This is a genomic window from Acidovorax sp. Root219 (assembly GCF_001428665.1).
In the GTDB taxonomy this organism is placed as follows: domain Bacteria; phylum Pseudomonadota; class Gammaproteobacteria; order Burkholderiales; family Burkholderiaceae_C; genus Acidovorax.
In genome coordinates this window covers 1-17971 of the sequence record NZ_LMIJ01000013.1, presented here as the reverse complement: position 1 = coordinate 17971, position 17971 = coordinate 1, and the positions used below count along the sequence as shown (strand labels likewise).

Below are 17971 nucleotides of genomic sequence, written 5' to 3'. Positions count from 1 at the left end.
GCGAGGTTGTTCGCGAGAATTCAGTGGCACTTTTTGTGACCCATGAGGGTGCATTTGAACCAAAACCTCATTCAAAATCATGGTGATAGCAACATGAGGCTTCGCTCCCGCAGGTACAGGGGTGGCGCCTTGTGTGGCATCTGATCCACTTGATGAAAGGACCGAACCCATGGTGAACACCGCACTTTCCACCCCCCAGCCGATCCAGCTGCACCGCCCCGTCTCCGCACCGGTGGTGCGTGGCGAATGGACAGTCGCGGCCATCCAGGCACTGCTCGACAAACCCTTGATGGACCTGCTGTTCGAGGCCCAGACCGTGCACCGCCAGCACTGGCCCCAGGGCGACATCGAGCTGGCCACGCTGCTCTCGGTAAAAACCGGCGGCTGCCCCGAAAACTGCGGCTACTGCCCGCAGGCGGCCGAGTTCGACACCGGCGTGAAGGCCGAGAAGCTGATGGCGGTGGACGAAGTGCTGCGCGCCGCCCAGGCCGCCAAGGACGCGGGCGCCACGCGCTTTTGCATGGGGGCCGCCTGGCGCGCCCCCAAGGACCGCGACATCGAAAAGGTGAGCGAGCTGATCGGCGCCGTCAAGGGCCTGGGCCTGCAGACCTGCGCCACCCTGGGCATGCTCGAATCGCACCAGGCCCTGGCGCTCAAGGACGCAGGGCTGGACTACTACAACCACAACCTCGACACCGCGCCCGAGTACTACACCGACGTGGTGAGCACCCGCGCCTACCAGGACCGGCTCGATACCTTGCAGCATGTGCGCAGTGCCGGCATCAGCGTGTGCTGCGGCGGCATCGTGGGCATGGGCGAGGCGCCCGTTCACCGCGCCGGGCTCATTGCCCAGTTGGCCAACCTCAACCCCTACCCCGAGTCCGTGCCCATCAACAGCCTGGTGCGCGTGCCCGGCACGCCGCTGGCCGACAGCGAGCCCATCGACCCGCTCGATTTCGTGCGCATGATCGCCGTGGCCCGCATCACCATGCCCCGGGCCCGCGTGCGCCTGTCGGCCGGGCGCCAACAGATGGGCGAGGCGGTGCAGGCGATGTGCTTCCTGGCGGGGGCCAATTCGATCTTCTATGGCGACAAGCTGCTGGTGACGGGGAACCCGGATGTGGGGGCTGATGAGCAGTTGCTGCGCAAGCTGGGCCTTTGCGCAACCGGCCAAGCATGCGCCAGGGAGCTGGAGCTCAACTGAATTTGAAGTCTGGCGACGGCGCGAGAGCGGAATCGTTTGGTTTCAAACTCACCCGTTTAGGTGAACCTCTGAAGCACCTGCTTCAACCCGTAGACAGCTAGCATCTCCCTAATAAGAGCGACTGTCGTGAGGGAGCGTGATGGACGAATTTCGGGAGGATACTGCGCACGCGGCTGGCGAGCCTCTACATAAGGCAGTGCATCCGCGAGACCGCAACCGCCATGCCGAAGTGCCCATCGCGCAAGTCATGATCGTCTCCAAACAGCGCGAACATGATGTTGAAGCCGTCTGAGATTATTATGACTCCAACCTTTTCTGATCGGTGCTACATGAGTCTTAAGATCAAAGTGGTATTTTCCAATTTTTTAATTTTCATATCGGCGTTTTGCTGCTTTCATATCGAGACAAGATCCGTACACGCTGGAATTCCGACATCCCCGCAAATCACTATCGAAGAAAGTTTGAGAAATGACACTGATTTCATTTTTCAAGGGCATTTCAAGCGCATTGTTTGGATAGACAAAAGTTTATACTACAAACTTTGGAAAAGAGGTGAGCCTATACCTATGGAGGAATTGGTCTTGCATGAGGAAAACGACGACGGTAGATCTGGCGCCTCCTTTGTCGAGGTGGTTGGGGTTAAATTGCTGTCCGTTCATCCAAATAACAAAAATGCCAAATCATATCAATGCGACCATGAGAAAATATACATACTCGGATCATTAGATGATGAACCGGTGGGACGATATCTTAGAAAACTCATAGGCAAGGATGTTATTTTGCGTCTGTCGCCAGAAACAAGTTATGCGGTTGGTTCTGCCAATTTCCCACAGCCATTTTTTCGAACAGCCGGTCGACAATTCAATTGGTTTGATGGAATGCCTCTGTCCATCGAGGAAAAGCCGACGATTGAAAGTATTTATAAAAAACTTGGCTACATTTCATCGGCAAATATCACTTGCAGCAAATAGGATTTTTTGCCATTGCGCCCATGCAATGCATGGCACTATGCCCAGCTCATGAAATAGTGCATGCACCACGCATGTTGGTCTTCGCCGCCTTTGAAGGGGGCAGTTGAGCATCTATTTCATTACCTTCACCCGCCCCGCAGGCCTTTTACCTCCGCCCGCAACCGCTCCACCTCCGCCTGCAGCCGGCTGTTCTCGTGCATCTGGTCAAAATCCTTCTGCAGCTGCTTGCGGTGCTCCACGTAGTACATGAGGTTGCTGACCCGCAGGCGCAGCAGCTCGGGCTCGATGGGCTTGAAGACGTAGTCGATGGCGCCCAGGCTCAGGCCCTGGTGGCGTGAGGCTTCGTCGGTCATCGCGGTGACGAAGATGATGGGCGTGCATTCCGAGGCATGGTGTTCGCGCAGGCGGCGCGCCACCTCGAAGCCGTCCATGCCGGGCATCATCACGTCGAGCAATATCAGGTCCGGCGGCGCGTCGGACTGGCAGATGGACAGGGCCTTCTCGCCGTTGTGCGCGATCTTGACCTTGAAGCGGTCGCGGAACAGGCCGGCGATCAGCTGCAGGTTGTCGGGCGTATCGTCCACCACCAGGATGGTCGCGCGCTCGGGTTCAGTGGAAAGTTCGGGGGTGGACTCCAGTGCAGGCGGGGGCGCCAGCGCGGAGACCAGGGATTGGGCGTCACGCTGCATCACGCGCTGCATGCGCTCGATGAGCCGGCGCACGGTAAAGGGCTTGACCAGCAGGTCGCCAATGCCCAGGCGGATGGCTCGGGCGGCCGAATCCCGGTCCAGCCCGCCCGACATCAGGATGAAGGGCAGGCCCGCCAGCTTGGGGTCGGCGCGCATGGCTTCGAGCACGGTGAGGCCGTCCATGCCCTGCATGTCCAGGTCGCAGATCACCACGTGCACGGGTTCGGCACGCAGCATCTGCGGGGCGCGTGTGCCGTCACGGGCCTGCAGTACCTGGCCGAGACCGAAAGTCTGCAGCTGGCTGGCCAGGGCCTGGCGCATGGCGCTGGCGCCTTCGGCCAGCAGCACGGTGGTCTTGGAAGGATGCATGTCTCAGGATGGGGTGTCTTGTGCGGTCAGTTCGATGTGCTCGGCGGGCAGATCCGTGGCCATGCGGTCTACCTGGGCGTGCAGTGCCTGCTCGCCATCGGCAAAGCGCTGGGCGATTTGTCGGAACTCTTCGGACAGCGCCAGGAAGGCGTCCACCATGTCGGGGTCGAAATGGCTGCCTCGGCCGTCGCGGATGATTTCCACGGCCACCTCGTGGGGAAACGCCTCCTTGTAGACGCGCACGGAGATCAGCGCGTCGTACACATCGGCCACGGCCATCAGCCGCGCAGACAGGGGAATGGTGTTGCCCACCAGCCCCTCGGGGTAGCCCGAGCCGTCCCACTTTTCCTGGTGGCTGTAGGCGATCTCCTTGGCGTAGCGGAAGAAGGGGTTGGTCTGCGAGGCCTCGCGCTCCGCGGCCACGATGGCGTCGCGTCCCAGCGTGGTGTGGGTCTTCATGATTTCGAACTCTTCGGGCGTGAGCTTGCCCGGTTTGAGCAGAATGCGGTCCGGGATGCCCACCTTGCCGATGTCGTGCAGCGGCGCCGACTTGAAGATCATCTCGATGGCCGCCTCGGTGAGCTCGTCCTGGAAGCGCGGGTGGTGCTGCAGCTTACGTGCCAGCACTTCCACGTAGTGCTGGGTGCGGCGGATGTGGTTGCCGGTCTCATTGTCGCGCGTTTCCGCCAGCGAGGCCATGGCGCGAATGGTGCCGTCCTGCAGCTCCACTACCTCGCGCGTGCGCCGGGCCACTTCTTCCTCCAGGTACTGGTTCTGGCGCGCCAGCAGGTCGCGGGCGCGCTTGAGCAGCAGGTGGTTGCGCACCCGCGCCAGGGTGATGGCCGGGTTGATGGGCTTGGTGATGTAGTCCACCGCACCGAGCTCCAGGCCCACCGTCTCGTCGTCCGACGCGCTCATGGCCGTGAGGAAGATCACCGGGATGTCCTCGGTCTCGGGGTTGAACTGCAGGCGGCGCAGCACCTCGTAGCCATCCATCTCGGGCATCATGATGTCCAGCAGGATCAGGTCGGGCTTGCCGTCGCCCGCGACGATCTGCAGGGCCCGCTCGCCGCTGTTGGCCAGCTTGACCTTGTAGTCCGGGCGCAGCAGGCCGCTCATCACCGACAGGTTGTCGGGCATGTCGTCCACCACCAGCACGGTGCATTTGCCGCTCGTTTCCATGGGATTGCTCATGACGTGGGTCCTCCTTGTATCGCGGGGCGGGGCAGCGGGGCTGCACGCAGCAGCGCCAGTGCGTCGGTGAAGATGTAGCTGTCCAGCGCGCGCTTCATCTCGCCGTAGACGGGGCCAAGCAAGGCCTTGAGGGCGGGGCCCGAGTCCTTGAACAGTTCCACGGCGTCCGAATCGTCGTCCGCCAGCAGTGCCTCCAGGCGCGCGAGCAATTGCTGCGCCTCTGCGGCGTCCACCGGTGCCTGCTGGGCCGCGGCCTCCTCCGTGGGCAGTGCGCTGCGCAACGCTGCCACCAGGGCCTGACAGGCCGTGTCCACCGGCTCCAGCAGCGTGCTCACCACCTGGACATCGGCATCGGCCGCAATCGCGTGCTCCACCACCTCGGCCAATTGGGCCAGGGGCGCGGCGCCGATGGTGCCCGCAGTCCCCTTGAGGGTGTGCATGGCGCGCAGGGCATCCTGCCGCTGGCCGGCAGCAAGGAGGGCGCTGGTGTTCTGCGCTGCGACCGCCTGGCCGGCCACGAACTTGCGCAGCAGGCTCTCATAGGCAGCGGGCTTGCCCAGCACCCGGCGCAGGCCGGCGGCTGCGTCCAGCCCCTCAATGCGGGCCAGGGCTTCAAGGGCGATTGCAGGCTCCGCCGCCGATATGGACGCAGCAGGAGCCAGGGCCGGGGCCCCGGCACGCGCAGGCACCCACTGCAGGAGCTGCGAAAACAGCTCATCGGGGTCGATGGGCTTGGCCACATGGCCGTTCATGCCGGCGGCCAGGCAGCTGTCGCGGTCGCCGCTCATGGCATTGGCGGTCATGGCCAGCACGGGCAGCTTGTGCCAGTCGGGGTTCTCGCGGATGTGGCGCGTGGCAGTCAGACCATCCATCACCGGCATCTGCATGTCCATGAGCACGATGTCGTAGGCGGCGCGCTGCTGCAGCATGTCCAGCGCCACCTGGCCATTCTCGGCCACCTCCACCACCAGCCCGGCGTCGCCCAGCAGGTCGGCGCCCACCTGCTGGTTCAGGTCGTTGTCGTCCACCAGCAGGACCCGGGCGCCGCGGATGGGGGCGAGGTCGGGCGCACGGGTCCGGTGCAACGCTGCGCGGTCTGTCGGGCCGGCATCCTGCACACCTCCCAGCGCGCGGATGGCGGTGTCGAACAGCTGGGATGGGCTGACCGGCTTGGTCAGCATCAGGGCAATGCCGGCCTTCTCCAGCTCGCGGAACACTTCCTCGCGGCCATGCGCGGTGACGATCACCGGTACCGGCGGGTGGGGCAAAAGGGCCAGTTGGGCGGCTGTCTGAAAGCCATCCAGCCCCGGCATTCTCCAGTCGAGAAACGCGATCTCGCAGGGCAGGCCGGCCGCGTCGGCATCGCGTGCCGCAACAATGGCTTCTTCGCCCGAGGCGGCCGTCGTCACGGCAAAGCTCATGCTGGCCAGCAGGCCCGAGAGGATCTGGCGTGCCTGTTCGCTGTCGTCCACCACCAGCACGCGGCGCCCGCGCAGGTCGGGCTCGGGCATGAGCGGGCGCGCCGAGGGCGTGCCCAGGCCTACCCGGGCGGTGAACCAGAAGCTGCTGCCCTGGCCGGGCGCGCTGTCCACGCCCACCTCGCCGCCCATCAGGCCCGCCAGCTTCTTGGAGATGGCCAGCCCCAGCCCGGTGCCGCCGTACTTGCGGGTGGTAGAGGTGTCGGCCTGCTCGAACGAGCGGAACAACCGCGACTGCTGCTCGGGCGTGAGGCCGATGCCCGTGTCCTGCACCTCGAAGCGCAGCAGCAGGCCCTCGGCATCGCGTGCCACTTCGAGCACGCGCACCACGATCTCGCCGGTGTCGGTGAACTTCACGGCATTGTTGCCATAGTTCACGAGGATCTGGCCCAGGCGCAGCGGGTCGCCCAGCAGGTCATCCGGCAGGGCTGGGTCCACGTCGAACATCAGCTCCAGGCCCTTGGCCGAGCACTTGTCGCCGATCAGGTTGGCCACGTTGTCCAGCACCCCGCGCAGTCCGAAATCGACGGTTTCCACTTCCAGCTTGCCGGCCTCTATCTTGCTGAAATCGAGAATGTCGTTGATCAGCCCCAACAGGTGCTGGCCCGAGCGCTGGATCTTCTCGACATAATCGCGCTGGCGCGGCGAGAGGTCGGTGGTGAGTGCCAGGTGGCTCATGCCGATCACGGCGTTCATGGGGGTGCGGATCTCGTGGCTCATGTTGGCCAGAAAGTCCGACTTCATCTGCGAGGCGTCTTCGGCACGGGCGCGGGCCACCTCCAGCTCGTCCTCGTGCTCGCGCAGGGTGGCATTGGCCTGCTCCAGCTCCTCGGTGCGCTGGACCACTCGGGCTTCGAGCACCTCTTCGCTGCGCTTCAAGGCCTCCACCAGCTCGGCCTGCGCGGCCAGGGCCAGCGACTTGGCCTTTTCGCGCTTGAGGAACTGGCGGCCCATGGCCACGGCCAGCAGAAAAGTCAAAAGCGCCTGGAAGGCCGTAAGCCCCGTGGTCAAAAGGGTCTGGTACTGCACCTCGGCGTTGCGCTGGTCTCCCAGCAAGGCCGAGATGCGCGAGGCATTGAGCGACAGCTCCTGCACCGTCGCGCGCAGATCGACCAGGCGCTCGCGCAACAGCCGCATGTTGGCCTGGCTGGTTCGCACGTCGGCTGCCAAACCAAAATAGCTGTCGCCGGCTTCGACGAATTCCTGCAGCTCTGCCAGGGCCTTGGCGTAGATCGGCTCGCTCTGCATGAGGGTGCGCGCGGTGCCGCTCTCCAGTGCACTGAAGCGGCTCAGGAACAGGTCGTAGCGCAGCTGCAGCGCGTCCATCGAGGTGCTTTCGGGGTCTAACTCGTACTGGTGCAGGGCGTGGTCCAGCCGTTCGTGCTCCACATTGAGCTGCAGGAAGGACCACAGGGCGTTCACGTCGCCCCGGCGCATCACGGCTTCGACGCTGCGGTACTGGTGGTACTGGACGGCCGCAATGGACACGTAGACCACCACCAGGCTGGCGATGATCAGGGGCAGGAGGTGCTTGCTGCGCAGCATGGGGAGCCCACTAGTGTGCTGTCCGGCAAAAGGATGACCGCGATAAAACCGATGGATTTCGCGCCAGGGCAAGGCGCAAACCGCATCGATAGCCGCAGCTATCGAGAGGATTTGCAACGCAGCCTTGGCGTGAAAGACGCGGTTTTATGGGCATTTATTTGCCGGACAGCACACTATCTGATCTGCAGGGTGCTGAGCTGCCAGGCAGAACGGTTGTAGTACAGCTCGGTACGCAATTCGGCCTTGGTATCGAAGGGGAAGACGATGAAGAGGGGGCCCTTCTCCCGGATCGGCATGGAGCGGTCGTTCATGAGCCGGGCCACGATCACATCGTGGCGCGTGGCATCGTCGAACGGGATCTCGGTCTTGTAGTCGTTGAGCGCCACTGCCGTGATCTTGCTGCCCTTGGCACCGGCAGCCGCGAGCACATCGCGCAGCAGCGGCCCGGTGAAGGTGACGGGCTGGGGGTACCAGGGGGTCTGGGTGGTGAAGCTCTTCTGGGGCAGCTTTTCGAGCATCTTCATGTCGAACTGTGCCTTCTCCCCCTGATTCGTTTTGCTGACGCCCCCCTGGAGGGTCAACACCACAGGCCCTGCGGGCTTCTCCAGCGTCTGCGCCTGGGCTTGAAAAAGCATGCACGCCGCCACCAGAACGCCTGCAGCCAGGCGTGACAACGGGCCAGTGGCCCCCTTCGCATCGGTCATGGTGTTCCCCCTCGCCAGCCTTTGCGGCCGTTTCTAGGTGGAGTTATAACAGCCGGCGCGCATTCATGCACTCCCAAAATGACCGCCGGCAACGCCCGCGTGCCGTGGCCCTGTCCGTCAGTCGCCGGCCACGGCACCCTGCGCCCGCAGGGCGGCCACCTCGGCGTCCGAGTAGCCCACCTCCTGCAGCAGCGCAGCCGTGTGCTCGCCCGCGCGCGGCGGCTGCAAACGGACGCCGGGGCGCATGCCGCTCAGCGTGAGGGGCAGCAGCGGCACCTTGGATTCAGTGCCGTTGTTCAGGCGGATGGGTGCCAGGCCCCCGCTTTGGTTGAGGTGCGGGTCGTCGAACAGCTCCTCGGGCCTGGTGATCGGGGCGAATGGCAGTTCGTTCGCCTCGAAGATGGCCGCCAGTTCACCTGCGCTGCGCTGTGCCAGGTGCGAGCGCAACTGGGGCATCAGCCAGTCGCGCGCCTGCACACGCTCGTTGTTGGTTTTCAGGCGCGGGTCGGCCAGCAGGTCAGCCAGGCCCAGCGCCTCGCAGAAGATGGCCCACTGCTTGTCGCTCACGGCGGCCAGGAAGATCTGCGCGCCGTCCTTCACGGTGAACACGTCGTAGATGGCCCAGGCCGAGATGCGGCTGGGCATGGGGTTGGCCGCCTTGCCGGTGCTGGCGAACTGCATCATGTGCTGCGCCACCAGGAAGACGTTGTTCTCGAACAGCGCTGACTGCACCTCCGAGCCCTCGCCGGTCAGCTCGCGCTGGCGCACTGCGGCCATGGCACCGATGGCACCGAACATGCCGCCCATGATGTCGTTCACGCTGGTGCCCGCGCGCAGCGGGTCGCCCGGGCGTCCGGTCATGTAGGCCAGGCCGCCCATCATCTGCACCACCTCGTCCAACGCGGTGCGCTGCTCGTAGGGGCCGGGCAGAAAGCCCTTGTGGCTCACGTAGATCAGGCGCGGGTTGAGCTTGCGCAGGGAGGCATGGTCCAGCCCCAGCTTGGCCATGGTGCCGGGCTTGAAGTTCTCGCTCACGATATCGGCCGTGGCGATCAGGCGCAGCGCGGCCTCGATGCCCTCGGGTTTCTTGAGGTCGAGCGCAATGCTCTTCTTGTTGCGGTTGAAGGTCGGGAAGAACCCCGCGCCCGAGCCCAGCAGGTGGCGCGTGCTGTCACCCTTGATGGGCTCGACCTTGATGACCTCGGCGCCCAGGTCCGCCAGCACCATGCCGCAGGTGGGGCCCATGACCATGTGGGTGAACTCCACCACGCGGATGCCGGCGTAGGGTAGGGGCTTGTCGTTCTGCAGGGCCTCAGACATGGCGGGCTCCCTGCTGCACGAAGCCCTTGGGCAGTCCGGCCTCAGGCGTCATGCCGTACACAGGCTCGCCGGGCAAGCCGGCCACCAGCGGGGCGCGGGCCTGCATGAGCCGCTGCAGGTCGATGCCGGTGGCGATGCCGCTGGCCTCGAACATGAACACCAGGTCCTCGGTGACCACATTGCCCGAAGCGCCTGGCGCATAGGGGCAGCCGCCCAGGCCGCCCAGGGAGGCATCGAAGGTGCGCACGCCTTCCTCATACGCCGCCAGGCAGTTCGCCAGGCCCAGGCCGCGCGTGTTGTGCATGTGCGCGGCGCCGGCCTTGTCACCCAGTTCGGCGCGCAGGCGCCTGAACAGCCGGCGCACCTGGGCCGGGTTGGCATAGCCCACGGTGTCCGACAGGCCCGACTCGTCGGCACCGGCCTCGACGCACTGGGCCGCCAGCCAGATCACCTCGTCCTCGGGCACCAGGCCTTGCAGGGTGCAGCCGAAGGCGGTGGAAATGCCGGCTTCCAGCTTCACATGCGGGGCGATGTCGCGGCGCAGGTCGGCAATGGCGCGCACTTCCTCGACCATCTCCTCGCGCGTCTTGCGCACATTGGCCAGCGAATGGGCCGCACTCGCCGACACGGGCATGGTGAGCTTGTGTACCCCCGCGTCCAGTGCCGCCTGCGCGCCCTTGCGGTTGGGCACCAAGGCCATCACCGTGAGGCCGGGCAGGGTGATGGCGTGGCGCACCACCTCGGCCGCGTCGGCCATCTGCGGCAGCAGCCGGGCGGGCACAAAGGACGCCACTTCGATCTCGCGCACGCCTGCGGCGTAGAGCGCGTCGATCCAGCGCAGCTTGTCGGCCGTGGCCATGGTCGCCTTCACGGACTGCAGGCCATCGCGCGGGCCGACCTCGCTGATCAGAACATCGAAAGCATGGGGCACCGGGGTCTCCTGTAGTGTTCTATAAGAAAGAACTTCAATCTGTCTTATGAAATTATGGAGACCATCAACGAGAGGGTCAAGCATTGGCCGGCCAATAAAAAAAGCCGTTCTGCATAACAGAACGGCATGGCAGTCGACCCGTAACGGGTAAAGGTGCTACGCAGCGAGTGCCGCCGGCTTGCGCGGGGTGATCTCGGTTTCCGTGCAATTTCGGAATCCATCTCCGAATAAGCCACTGGCGACAACAACTTAGCTGCGCTTTATAGTGTTCTCTGGAGCGAAGGAGAACGCTGATGTCGAGCTACCGATACAGATTCGTAGGCTACGAAAAACTGCCGTCCGGCTTGAATGCAGGCGACGTGGAACTGCACTGTCGGCTGCCAGACGAGCTGGTCAGGGAGATCAGGAACAGTGGCTACGCGAAACGCTATCACCTGGGACTGGCCGTGCAGCTGTCATTCCTCGCACTGACTGGCAGGAACGCCGACGCCGGGCTCAAGATGCCTACTGCGATGTTGAATATGCTGTGTGAGCAACTGGGCATCCACTCGACGGCGATTGCTTCCCTGAAGTCGCTGTACTCGAATGCCGACCGGACCATCAGCAACCATAGGGCTTGGGTTCGCGAAAAGCTCCTCTTCTCTACCTACGACTCCAACGCCGAAGAACGCCTCAAAGCGGCCCTGTCGCAGCAGGCGATCGACGCCTCGTCCGTCGATGAACTCCTCGCCTCCGCCCAGGAATGGCTCTTCGACAACAGGATCGTCCTGCCAGGCCAGCGTGTGGTGCTCGACCTGGCCCGATCTGCGTTTCAGGTTGTCGAGAACCTGGCCCTGGCAACAATTCGAGCAGCGGTCACTCCAGTACGCCTTCGCGCGGTGCTCAAGGTCATGCACGAAGAGAGTCCGACTCCTGGCATCTCGTTGCTGGAGTGGTTGAAGCAATCGGCCGGCAAACACGGGGTGAAGGGCCTCAAAGAAGTGAACTCACGCATTGATGCGCTCAAGACGCTGGGCGTGCACCTGTGGGACCTGCAAGGGCTCTCGATCGGCCGCTTCCATGCGTTCGCCCAAGCGGTGGTCAATCGGCCGCCCTCCGAGACCGCCCGCCGCATCGAGGACACCCGCTCAATCGAGATCGTGTGCTTCCTCAAGCACCTGCTCGGTGAGCTCAGCGATGAGGCGATTTTTCGGAACAATCGGCACACCAGCGATTTCGTCCACAGGGCTAAAAAGCGTGTCCAAGCCAAACAGGCACAGCGTGCAATCGAGTACCGCCATTCCATCGAATCGATGCGGAGCATTGCTGCGGACAGCGGGCGTGAGGCGCATGAACGGCTGGCAGCCATCATGGCGCTGGCTGACGATATGCTGGGCCGTCCGCTGGTCAGCCAGGCTGAGGTTGTCCGGGAAACCTTGACCGAGCAGAGCACTCAGGTTCGCACGATCCTGGACGGCATGGGCTGCCTGGACCTAAAGGGCGATCCCGAGCACGCCGACAGCCGCCTGGTGTTGGCATTGCAGGCGCTGCGAGCAGCAGGCGCCAAGGAGCTTCCAGTCGACTTTGATACCTCCCTGGTCGAACCGAAATGGCGCCCCTTTCTCGATGTTCCTGATCGCAAGGCGGCACTCAGGGCTTTCGAAGGTTGCGCACTAATGCGCATCAGCAAGGGGCTGCGGGGAGGAAGCCTGTATGTGAACCACAGCGCTACCTACCAGAACAAGGCGAGTTTGCTGATTCCGCAGGACGAGTGGGAGCGCGACAAGGTAGCTCTCTGCGAAGCCTATGGTCTGGAATTGGATCCGCGCAAAGCGCTTGACCTCCAGTACGAGTTGCTGCGTGCCGGCCTTGCCGATGTGGAGGTCGGACTTGAAAAAGGCCTGCTTGAGATCGATGAAGACGGCTGCGTGCGTATACCGGCGATTCGCGCCGCGGAGGAAGACCCGGAACTTCGACACACGAACCAACGCCTCAGCGACTTGATTGGCGCAACCCAGCTGCCGGACGTCATTTTGGAGATCGACAGTCGGACCCAAATCAGCACCATGCTGCTGGGCCGCCAGCCGGAAGACGCCGAAGAACTCATCGCACTGTATGCGGGCTTGCTCGCGCACGGCACAGAGATCGACGCCAAGGCGGCAGCAGCCATGATTCCCGGCGTGCCCGTCAGCCGCGTATCGGCCGCCATGCGCATGCTCGAGGCGCCTGGCCGGCTGCGCTCCGCCAACGATAGCGTGGTGGCATTCCAGCAGCGGTTTCCGATCGTCAAGCTGTGGAGCGATGGGAAGAAGGCCTCCTCGGACATGATGGCGCTCGACGCAACTCGCCACCTGTCCATTGCCCGCACCGATCCCCGTCGCAAGACCGCGGCGGCAGGCATCTACACCCATATCCTGGGCAGCTACCCGGTCATCTTTGACCAACCCATCGTGTTGTTGACGCGCCAGGACGCGCCGGCAGTGCATGGAATCGAAGCCTACAACTCCAACAGCGAGGACCGCATCAAGGTCGACCTCTTGGCAGTGGACACCCATGGCTACACCTACTCCGGCATGAGCGTGGCCAAGCTGCTGAAGTTCGACTTGTGCCCCCAGTTGGCCGGCCTGCCAGACCGCAAGATCTGGACACCCCGCTCGATCAAGGTGTCCGAGGCCCTCGAGCAAATCGCCATACCAGCCATCACAGAAAAAGCTATCCGGGAAGGCTGGGACCAGACTATGCGCCTTATTGCCTCGATCAAGTCTGGCCGCGTGAGCGTCGCTTGGGCGCTGGCCCGCCACGGGAGCGCAGCGGCCGGGGATGACGTTCGCCGCTGCCTGGACCAGTACGGCCGCCTGCTGCGATCGGTGTTCCTGTGCGACTATTTCACCAACGACGTCTTCCGGCGGGAAATCCACACTTTGCTCAACCGCGGTGAGTCGGTGCACCTCCTTCAGCGGGCCATCTACTACGGTCGAATCACCGCCGAAAGAGGCCGCCGCCGCGATGAACTCAAGTCGATTTCGGGATCGCATGCGCTCTTGACGAACGTCGTGATCGGCTGGAACACGATGAAACTGCAGGAAACCGTAGATCGTCTGAAGTCCAGCGGGCAACGCATTGACGACAGCATCCTGCGCCGAATCGGGCCGGTCCACTTCGGGCACATCAACTTCCGGGGCACCATGAGCTTCAGTGTTGCCCGGTATGCCAGCGTGCTTTTGAAGGGAGAAATGACCTCGAAACGCACTCCCGCAAAACGCGCCGAAAAATAACCCTATTTCGTGCTTTTGCATTTCCGTCTGCAAAATCGGAAAGCTGCTCTATATAAATCAACGACTTAGCACGCCCGTGCATTTCGCCATTTCATTTATTCCGTGCAAAAAAGGAAATACCCGACTAATTAAGTAGGCTATTGAGGGCTCGGCGGAGAAGTCGTTCGGGGCGCAAATTATTCCGTTGGCGGCCCAACGTCTACCCCCGCTTGCGCCAGTTGCCCAAGTGTCACCAGCTCAGAAGGCATGTGGAGCACCCGGATGTTGGCGAGCGCCTGTATCGCGTCGCGCTTGGACCAAATGTCTGTCTTGTCGCTCGTGAGAAAGACCGTGCAACCGGCCTTGGCCGCCGAATCGAGGTGCTGTGCGTCGACCTGGGCGCCCAACAACTTGCGTAGCGGTTCGAAGAGAGCGGACGATTTGTAGTCGTTCCAGGTTCCAGGAGCCTCTTTCGAACTCAGATTGCTCTGCTTCCAGGTAGCGCCCGAGCCGGGGACGAAAGTTTTGACCCGGCGATTTCGCTGCTCGAAAGGAAAGTAATGGGTTTTCAGAAGGCCAGCAGCCTCCAAGGCGGCCACTTCCTTGAGCATTCCGCCGGTGTCCACATACACAAGAAGCATCTCATCTCCCAGAATTTGATGGGCTCATTGGCTCACGGTTGGGCGAGCTCGCTGCGTCGGGTGCCAACGAACATCGGTGGAATTGCCCGCAAGGCTCCAGGTGACAAGATTCTTTTGCAGCTCGACTTCAACTGGGCCAGATGCGGATGGCTCTCTCCTGCCGAGTTTCAAATTGGCCAAGCGTTCCGTCAGGCTCATCTGCGATGAATTTCGTCCCCTCGTACTGGGCCTCGGTGGCTGATTTCAAGACCCAATTCCAGCGGGCCAGGGCTCCACGCTTGTGCTGCCAGGGTTCTTCGAAGTCGTTGCCGTTCACCACCACCAGGCAGTCGATGCCGCTCGGTTGGGGCAATGCCGCGCGCACAGCGGCGAGAAACCCGGATGAGCCGAACACAAGCAGGTCTGTGTCAGAGCCCGCCTGGGCTCGGCCACTGGCCTGCGAGCCGATCAGCCACACCGATGAAGGCAGTACCGGGAGACCCGTCAGGGAGTCGACGAAGGTGCGCACGTAAGGGGCAAGAATCGGCTGCATGCTGTCCTTTGGTTGGAGAGTTGTCCAGACAACGTCAGAGGCCGCTTTCGAAGCGCTCCTGTAGTCCCGCGGTTGGGACATCAAGGTACCTCAACGCCGACTCCATGTCGCGCCATCCAACGTACTCCATCATCTCCTTGATATCCCACCCGCTGGCGCGTGCCCATCCGGCAAATCCGCGCCTCAGCGAATGGCTCGAGTAGCCCTCGGCAGACTCGACGCCGGCGTCATGGAACATCTTGCGCAGCAAGGGAATCAGGCTGGTGGGGTACATGGGGCGCTCGGACATGTGACCCCACTGGTCGATGCCGCAGTACACCGGGCCCGCCTGGCGGCCGCTGACGGCGATCCATTCCAGGTAGGCGTCCACTGGACACAGCCGGGACAGAGCTGGGCAATGGAACGTGCGGCCCTCCATCGCGCGATCCGTCTTGCTCCTGTCCAGCCTGCAGGCCAGGCCCTTACCGGAGATGGCCGTCACGTTCTCCACTCGCATGTTGACAATCTCATCGGATCGAAACGCGCGCCAGAAGCCCAGCAGCACGATGGACCGGTTGCGCGTCAGTTGCAGCAAGGCCGTTTCATCGCCTCGTTCGCGTGCCGCGCGCTGCTCGGCTTGCAGCCAGTCGGAGATCTTTTGAAGCTGATCGAGCTCCAGCGGGCGCGCCTGCTTTTGCTTGGCCGGGTGCTTCGCCACAATGCCCCTGAGCACCTTACGTACCAACGGTGCCTTGGTCGGGTCCGCAAAGCCCTGTTCTGCATGCCAGCGCGCGAGCGCCGCCAGCCTTTGCCTCAAGGTGCTGACCTTGTGCGTGCTCGCGTAGGCCACGAGGTAGCGAGCGACGGTATCGCTGGTGGCCGGTAGCAACCCTTTCCAGTCCTGCTCGAAGTGCTTGATCGCAGCTGCGTAACTTCGCACCGTGGTCTCACGGTCGGCAGCCTGCAGATAGTCATCCAGTTCACCCACCACGCCTCCTTTGCACTCGGCCCCGAAGCCGCATCTCACCGGGAACAGGCCCACCTGCCGGCACTATAGGCGTTCGAGCCGCTTTCGCAACGACCTGCGGGTCGGGTCCATCAGAAATGTCCCGCCTACGTGTTTCGGGACCTCTTCAACTGCAAGCTGCGTATTTCGGATCTCCTGGACAGCCGGCTCGGTACCGTGGACACCGAGTTCGACACCGCGGTCGGAGGTCGGCAGATTGTCTAACTCTTCGCTGAGTAACAGTCGGGGCGGTCGGCTAGACTTCGGCAATCGGTCAGACGCGGCCATTTGGGAAGTGAAAGTCAACGACCGCTCCAGGCTGGGTGCGGTCGCTCGAGCGCTGAGGTTGAGTGTCGGCTTCAATACCGCTGTCTGCCACACGCAGGTTGCGGCTACCGATGACCGGACTGAGTTCTGGACCGGTTGCCTGTCAGATGCCGTGGGTTCCGCAAATGTCTGACGACCGCTGCTCCACTTAGCGGAGGGCAGATCTTGACCACTTGCGGTCAATCACCGAGTGAAGCCCCCCGCGCGCCTCTCAACGCTCAACTGAATCATCCGGCGCGACCTGATGCGGTCAAAGACGGTTGTCATCACGCAGGCAGTTTGACGGCAAGCAGTTCGACCTTCTCGATATTGGGCGGCGAGCTGAGCAAGGTCGCTGCATTGGCCATCAAAGCCGCGGCGATCTGACCATCAAGGTGTGCCTGGCGACCTGCCTCATCGGCGAAGGCATCGAACACACCGAACGTGGAAGGGCCAAACTTCAGTGCAAACCAAGCGGTGGTGCCGGACTCGGCATTAGCGAGTGGAAGTGCACTGGCCAGGAAATCGGCCAGCGCAGCTTCCTGTCCGGGTTTGGCCTCGAGACGAACAAACAGGGCGAGCTTGGTCATGGTGTGATCCTTTGGGTTGACGGGAGCTTGGTTAAAGGGATGGGCTGGTGTGTAGTCTAGGCCTGGCTTGAAGGTATCTCTATCGGCAGGAATGACAATATTGATATCATTTCTGCCATGAAGGTACATTTGCTTGTTTCTGATGGCGTGTTTGATCTGGGGCTTGCGGCGCTCACTGACACCCTGGGCTTGGCCAATGCCGTGGCGGGTTCGCTGCCACAGGCTCCCGCGCCAATTGAGATAACGCTGGTGGCCGTGCGGCGTCGCATCCGGACTGCGCAAGGATTGACGGTCCCCGTGATCCCCGCGCGCGGTGTGCCTGAACCTGACGTCGTGCTCGTGCCCGCGTTTGGCGAAAAGATGCCTGACACACTCGCCGCGCGACTCGCACGACCCGACATGCCTGACGCGGTCGCGGCTCTGCAAGAATGGTCCACCGCCGGCGCGCACCTTGGTACCGCCTGCTCAGGTGGTTTTTTGCTCGCGGAGAGTGGGTTGCTTGACGGGCACCACGCGACCACATCATGGTGGCTTGGGCCAATGTTTCGGCACCGCTATCCGAACGTCACGCTGGACGAGTCCCGCATGGTCGTGAGCACGACACGCTTCACCACAGCGGGTGCCGCTTTGGCCCACGTTGACTTGGCCTTGCGCATCGTCCGAGGGCAAAGTCCAGCGCTGGCGACCCTGGTGGCGCGTTACCTACTGGTTGAGGCACGCAGTTCGCAAGCCGAGTTCGTGATTCCCGACCACCTTGCGCATGCCGACCCCATAGTCGAGCGCTTCGAGTCCTGGTCCAGACGTCGGCTAGCGCATGGTTTCTCGCTGGCCGAGGCGGCCAGCGCCGCGGGCACAAGCGAACGTACTTTGGCGAGGCGGCTACAAAGCGTGTTGGGAAAGACGCCACTCTCGTACTTCCAGGACCTGCGCGTCGAACAGGCAGTCCATCTCTTGCGCACCGGGAACGCGAGTGTCGACCAGATTGCCGCCCAGGTTGGGTACACGGATGGGGTCACCCTGCGGGCTCTATTGCGTCGAAAATTGGGTCGCGGTGTCAGGGAGTTGCGGCGGGGGCCATGACCAGGGGTCTTTGGTGCAAAAAGCAGCCCGATGCCGCCGGAAAACGGTCGGTTGCAGCGGCTCTCGGCTGATTGCAGACCCTCGCAATCAGGGCATCGAAAGGCTGCTCCCGCTGCTTATGGAGAGCTCTCCATAAGCAGCGTTATGCACAGCACGCAGTTATGCACAGTTGGTCCGGCAGCGCGGCGTCGCCGCCCTC

The 17971-nt window shown here is 63.0% G+C and carries 14 protein-coding genes; 4 read left to right on the top strand and 10 right to left on the bottom strand.

Going from position 1 to position 17971, the window contains the following annotated elements:
* Positions 1 to 169: 169 nt before the first annotated feature.
* Positions 170 to 1204 carry a biotin synthase BioB gene (bioB, locus tag ASE28_RS15290; protein ID WP_057267368.1) on the top strand — a complete coding sequence of 345 codons (1035 nt, stop codon included), beginning with the start codon at positions 170 to 172 and terminating at the stop codon, positions 1202 to 1204.
* Positions 1205 to 1533: 329 nt separating this feature from the next.
* The gene (locus ASE28_RS32055) at positions 1534 to 2175 is read left to right on the top strand and encodes a hypothetical protein (RefSeq protein ID WP_157421995.1); all 642 of its coding nucleotides are present in this window, start codon (positions 1534 to 1536) and stop codon (positions 2173 to 2175) included.
* Between the two features lie 125 nt (positions 2176 to 2300).
* On the opposite strand, the gene ASE28_RS15285 is transcribed toward ASE28_RS32055, so the two are convergent.
* The 6 genes from ASE28_RS15285 to ASE28_RS15260 all read right to left on the bottom strand — a co-directional run bounded on the left by ASE28_RS15285 (position 2301) and on the right by ASE28_RS15260 (position 10405).
* Positions 2301 to 3233 carry a response regulator gene (locus ASE28_RS15285; protein ID WP_057267367.1) on the bottom strand — a complete coding sequence of 311 codons (933 nt, stop codon included), beginning with the start codon at positions 3231 to 3233 and terminating at the stop codon, positions 2301 to 2303.
* A gap of 3 nt (positions 3234 to 3236) precedes the next feature.
* Positions 3237 to 4427 carry a two-component system response regulator gene (locus ASE28_RS15280; RefSeq protein WP_057204381.1) on the bottom strand — a complete coding sequence of 397 codons (1191 nt, stop codon included), beginning with the start codon at positions 4425 to 4427 and terminating at the stop codon, positions 3237 to 3239.
* Complete coding sequence (locus ASE28_RS15275) at positions 4424 to 7450, bottom strand: response regulator (protein WP_082608084.1); 3027 nt, start codon at positions 7448 to 7450, stop codon at positions 4424 to 4426. Before ASE28_RS15275 ends, ASE28_RS15280 begins: the two co-directional genes overlap by 4 nt.
* Before the next feature lie 173 nt (positions 7451 to 7623).
* Positions 7624 to 8154 carry a molybdopterin-dependent oxidoreductase gene (locus ASE28_RS15270; RefSeq protein ID WP_057204383.1) on the bottom strand — a complete coding sequence of 177 codons (531 nt, stop codon included), beginning with the start codon at positions 8152 to 8154 and terminating at the stop codon, positions 7624 to 7626.
* Between the two features lie 117 nt (positions 8155 to 8271).
* Positions 8272 to 9474 (bottom strand): CaiB/BaiF CoA-transferase family protein, encoded by a 1203-nt coding sequence (locus ASE28_RS15265; protein WP_057267366.1) that lies wholly within the window; start codon positions 9472 to 9474, stop codon positions 8272 to 8274.
* Complete coding sequence (locus ASE28_RS15260; RefSeq protein WP_057267365.1) at positions 9467 to 10405, bottom strand: hydroxymethylglutaryl-CoA lyase; 939 nt, start codon at positions 10403 to 10405, stop codon at positions 9467 to 9469. The genes ASE28_RS15265 and ASE28_RS15260 overlap by 8 nt, the downstream gene beginning before the upstream one ends.
* A 293-nt stretch (positions 10406 to 10698) precedes the next feature.
* Here ASE28_RS15260 and ASE28_RS15255 point away from each other — a divergent pair, with 293 nt between their 5' ends.
* Entirely contained in the window at positions 10699 to 13659 is a 2961-nt protein-coding gene (locus ASE28_RS15255; RefSeq protein WP_057267364.1) for a Tn3 family transposase, read from the top strand.
* Positions 13660 to 13835: 176 nt separating this feature from the next.
* Here ASE28_RS15255 and ASE28_RS15250 read toward each other — a convergent pair whose 3' ends face one another.
* From ASE28_RS15250 to ASE28_RS15235, 4 genes are all read right to left on the bottom strand, one after another.
* The gene (locus tag ASE28_RS15250; protein ID WP_057267363.1) at positions 13836 to 14279 is read right to left on the bottom strand and encodes a hypothetical protein; all 444 of its coding nucleotides are present in this window, start codon (positions 14277 to 14279) and stop codon (positions 13836 to 13838) included.
* Between the two features lie 127 nt (positions 14280 to 14406).
* Positions 14407 to 14811: a nucleotidyltransferase domain-containing protein gene (locus tag ASE28_RS15245; protein WP_057267362.1), complete on the bottom strand. Its 405-nt coding sequence runs from the start codon at positions 14809 to 14811 to the stop codon at positions 14407 to 14409.
* Between the two features lie 34 nt (positions 14812 to 14845).
* Positions 14846 to 15778 (bottom strand): tyrosine-type recombinase/integrase, encoded by a 933-nt coding sequence (locus ASE28_RS15240; RefSeq protein ID WP_057267463.1) that lies wholly within the window; start codon positions 15776 to 15778, stop codon positions 14846 to 14848.
* Between the two features lie 611 nt (positions 15779 to 16389).
* A complete protein-coding gene (locus ASE28_RS15235; RefSeq protein WP_020228489.1) occupies positions 16390 to 16692 on the bottom strand; it encodes a putative quinol monooxygenase in 303 nt (100 codons plus the stop codon).
* Positions 16693 to 16809: 117 nt separating this feature from the next.
* Between ASE28_RS15235 and ASE28_RS15230 the strand changes: the two genes are divergently transcribed.
* The gene (locus tag ASE28_RS15230; protein WP_057267361.1) at positions 16810 to 17772 is read left to right on the top strand and encodes a GlxA family transcriptional regulator; all 963 of its coding nucleotides are present in this window, start codon (positions 16810 to 16812) and stop codon (positions 17770 to 17772) included.
* Positions 17773 to 17971 lie beyond the last annotated feature (199 nt).

Bases quoted from the DNA above. Each gene is read 5' to 3' on its own strand.
- ASE28_RS15250 (WP_057267363.1), bottom strand. From the start codon at position 14,279: ATGCTTCTTGTGTATGTGGACACCGGCGGAATGCTCAAGGAAGTGGCC.
- ASE28_RS15230 (WP_057267361.1), top strand. From the start codon at position 16,810: ATGAAGGTACATTTGCTTGTTTCTGATGGCGTGTTTGATCTGGGGCTT.
- ASE28_RS15275 (WP_082608084.1), bottom strand. From the start codon at position 7,450: ATGCTGCGCAGCAAGCACCTCCTGCCCCTGATCATCGCCAGCCTGGTG.
- bioB (WP_057267368.1), top strand. From the start codon at position 170: ATGGTGAACACCGCACTTTCCACCCCCCAGCCGATCCAGCTGCACCGC.
- ASE28_RS15285 (WP_057267367.1), bottom strand. From the start codon at position 3,233: ATGCATCCTTCCAAGACCACCGTGCTGCTGGCCGAAGGCGCCAGCGCC.
- ASE28_RS15280 (WP_057204381.1), bottom strand. From the start codon at position 4,427: ATGAGCAATCCCATGGAAACGAGCGGCAAATGCACCGTGCTGGTGGTG.
- ASE28_RS32055 (WP_157421995.1), top strand. From the start codon at position 1,534: ATGAGTCTTAAGATCAAAGTGGTATTTTCCAATTTTTTAATTTTCATA.
- ASE28_RS15235 (WP_020228489.1), bottom strand. From the start codon at position 16,692: ATGACCAAGCTCGCCCTGTTTGTTCGTCTCGAGGCCAAACCCGGACAG.
- ASE28_RS15245 (WP_057267362.1), bottom strand. From the start codon at position 14,811: ATGCAGCCGATTCTTGCCCCTTACGTGCGCACCTTCGTCGACTCCCTG.
- ASE28_RS15265 (WP_057267366.1), bottom strand. From the start codon at position 9,474: ATGTCTGAGGCCCTGCAGAACGACAAGCCCCTACCCTACGCCGGCATC.
- ASE28_RS15270 (WP_057204383.1), bottom strand. From the start codon at position 8,154: ATGACCGATGCGAAGGGGGCCACTGGCCCGTTGTCACGCCTGGCTGCA.
- ASE28_RS15255 (WP_057267364.1), top strand. From the start codon at position 10,699: ATGTCGAGCTACCGATACAGATTCGTAGGCTACGAAAAACTGCCGTCC.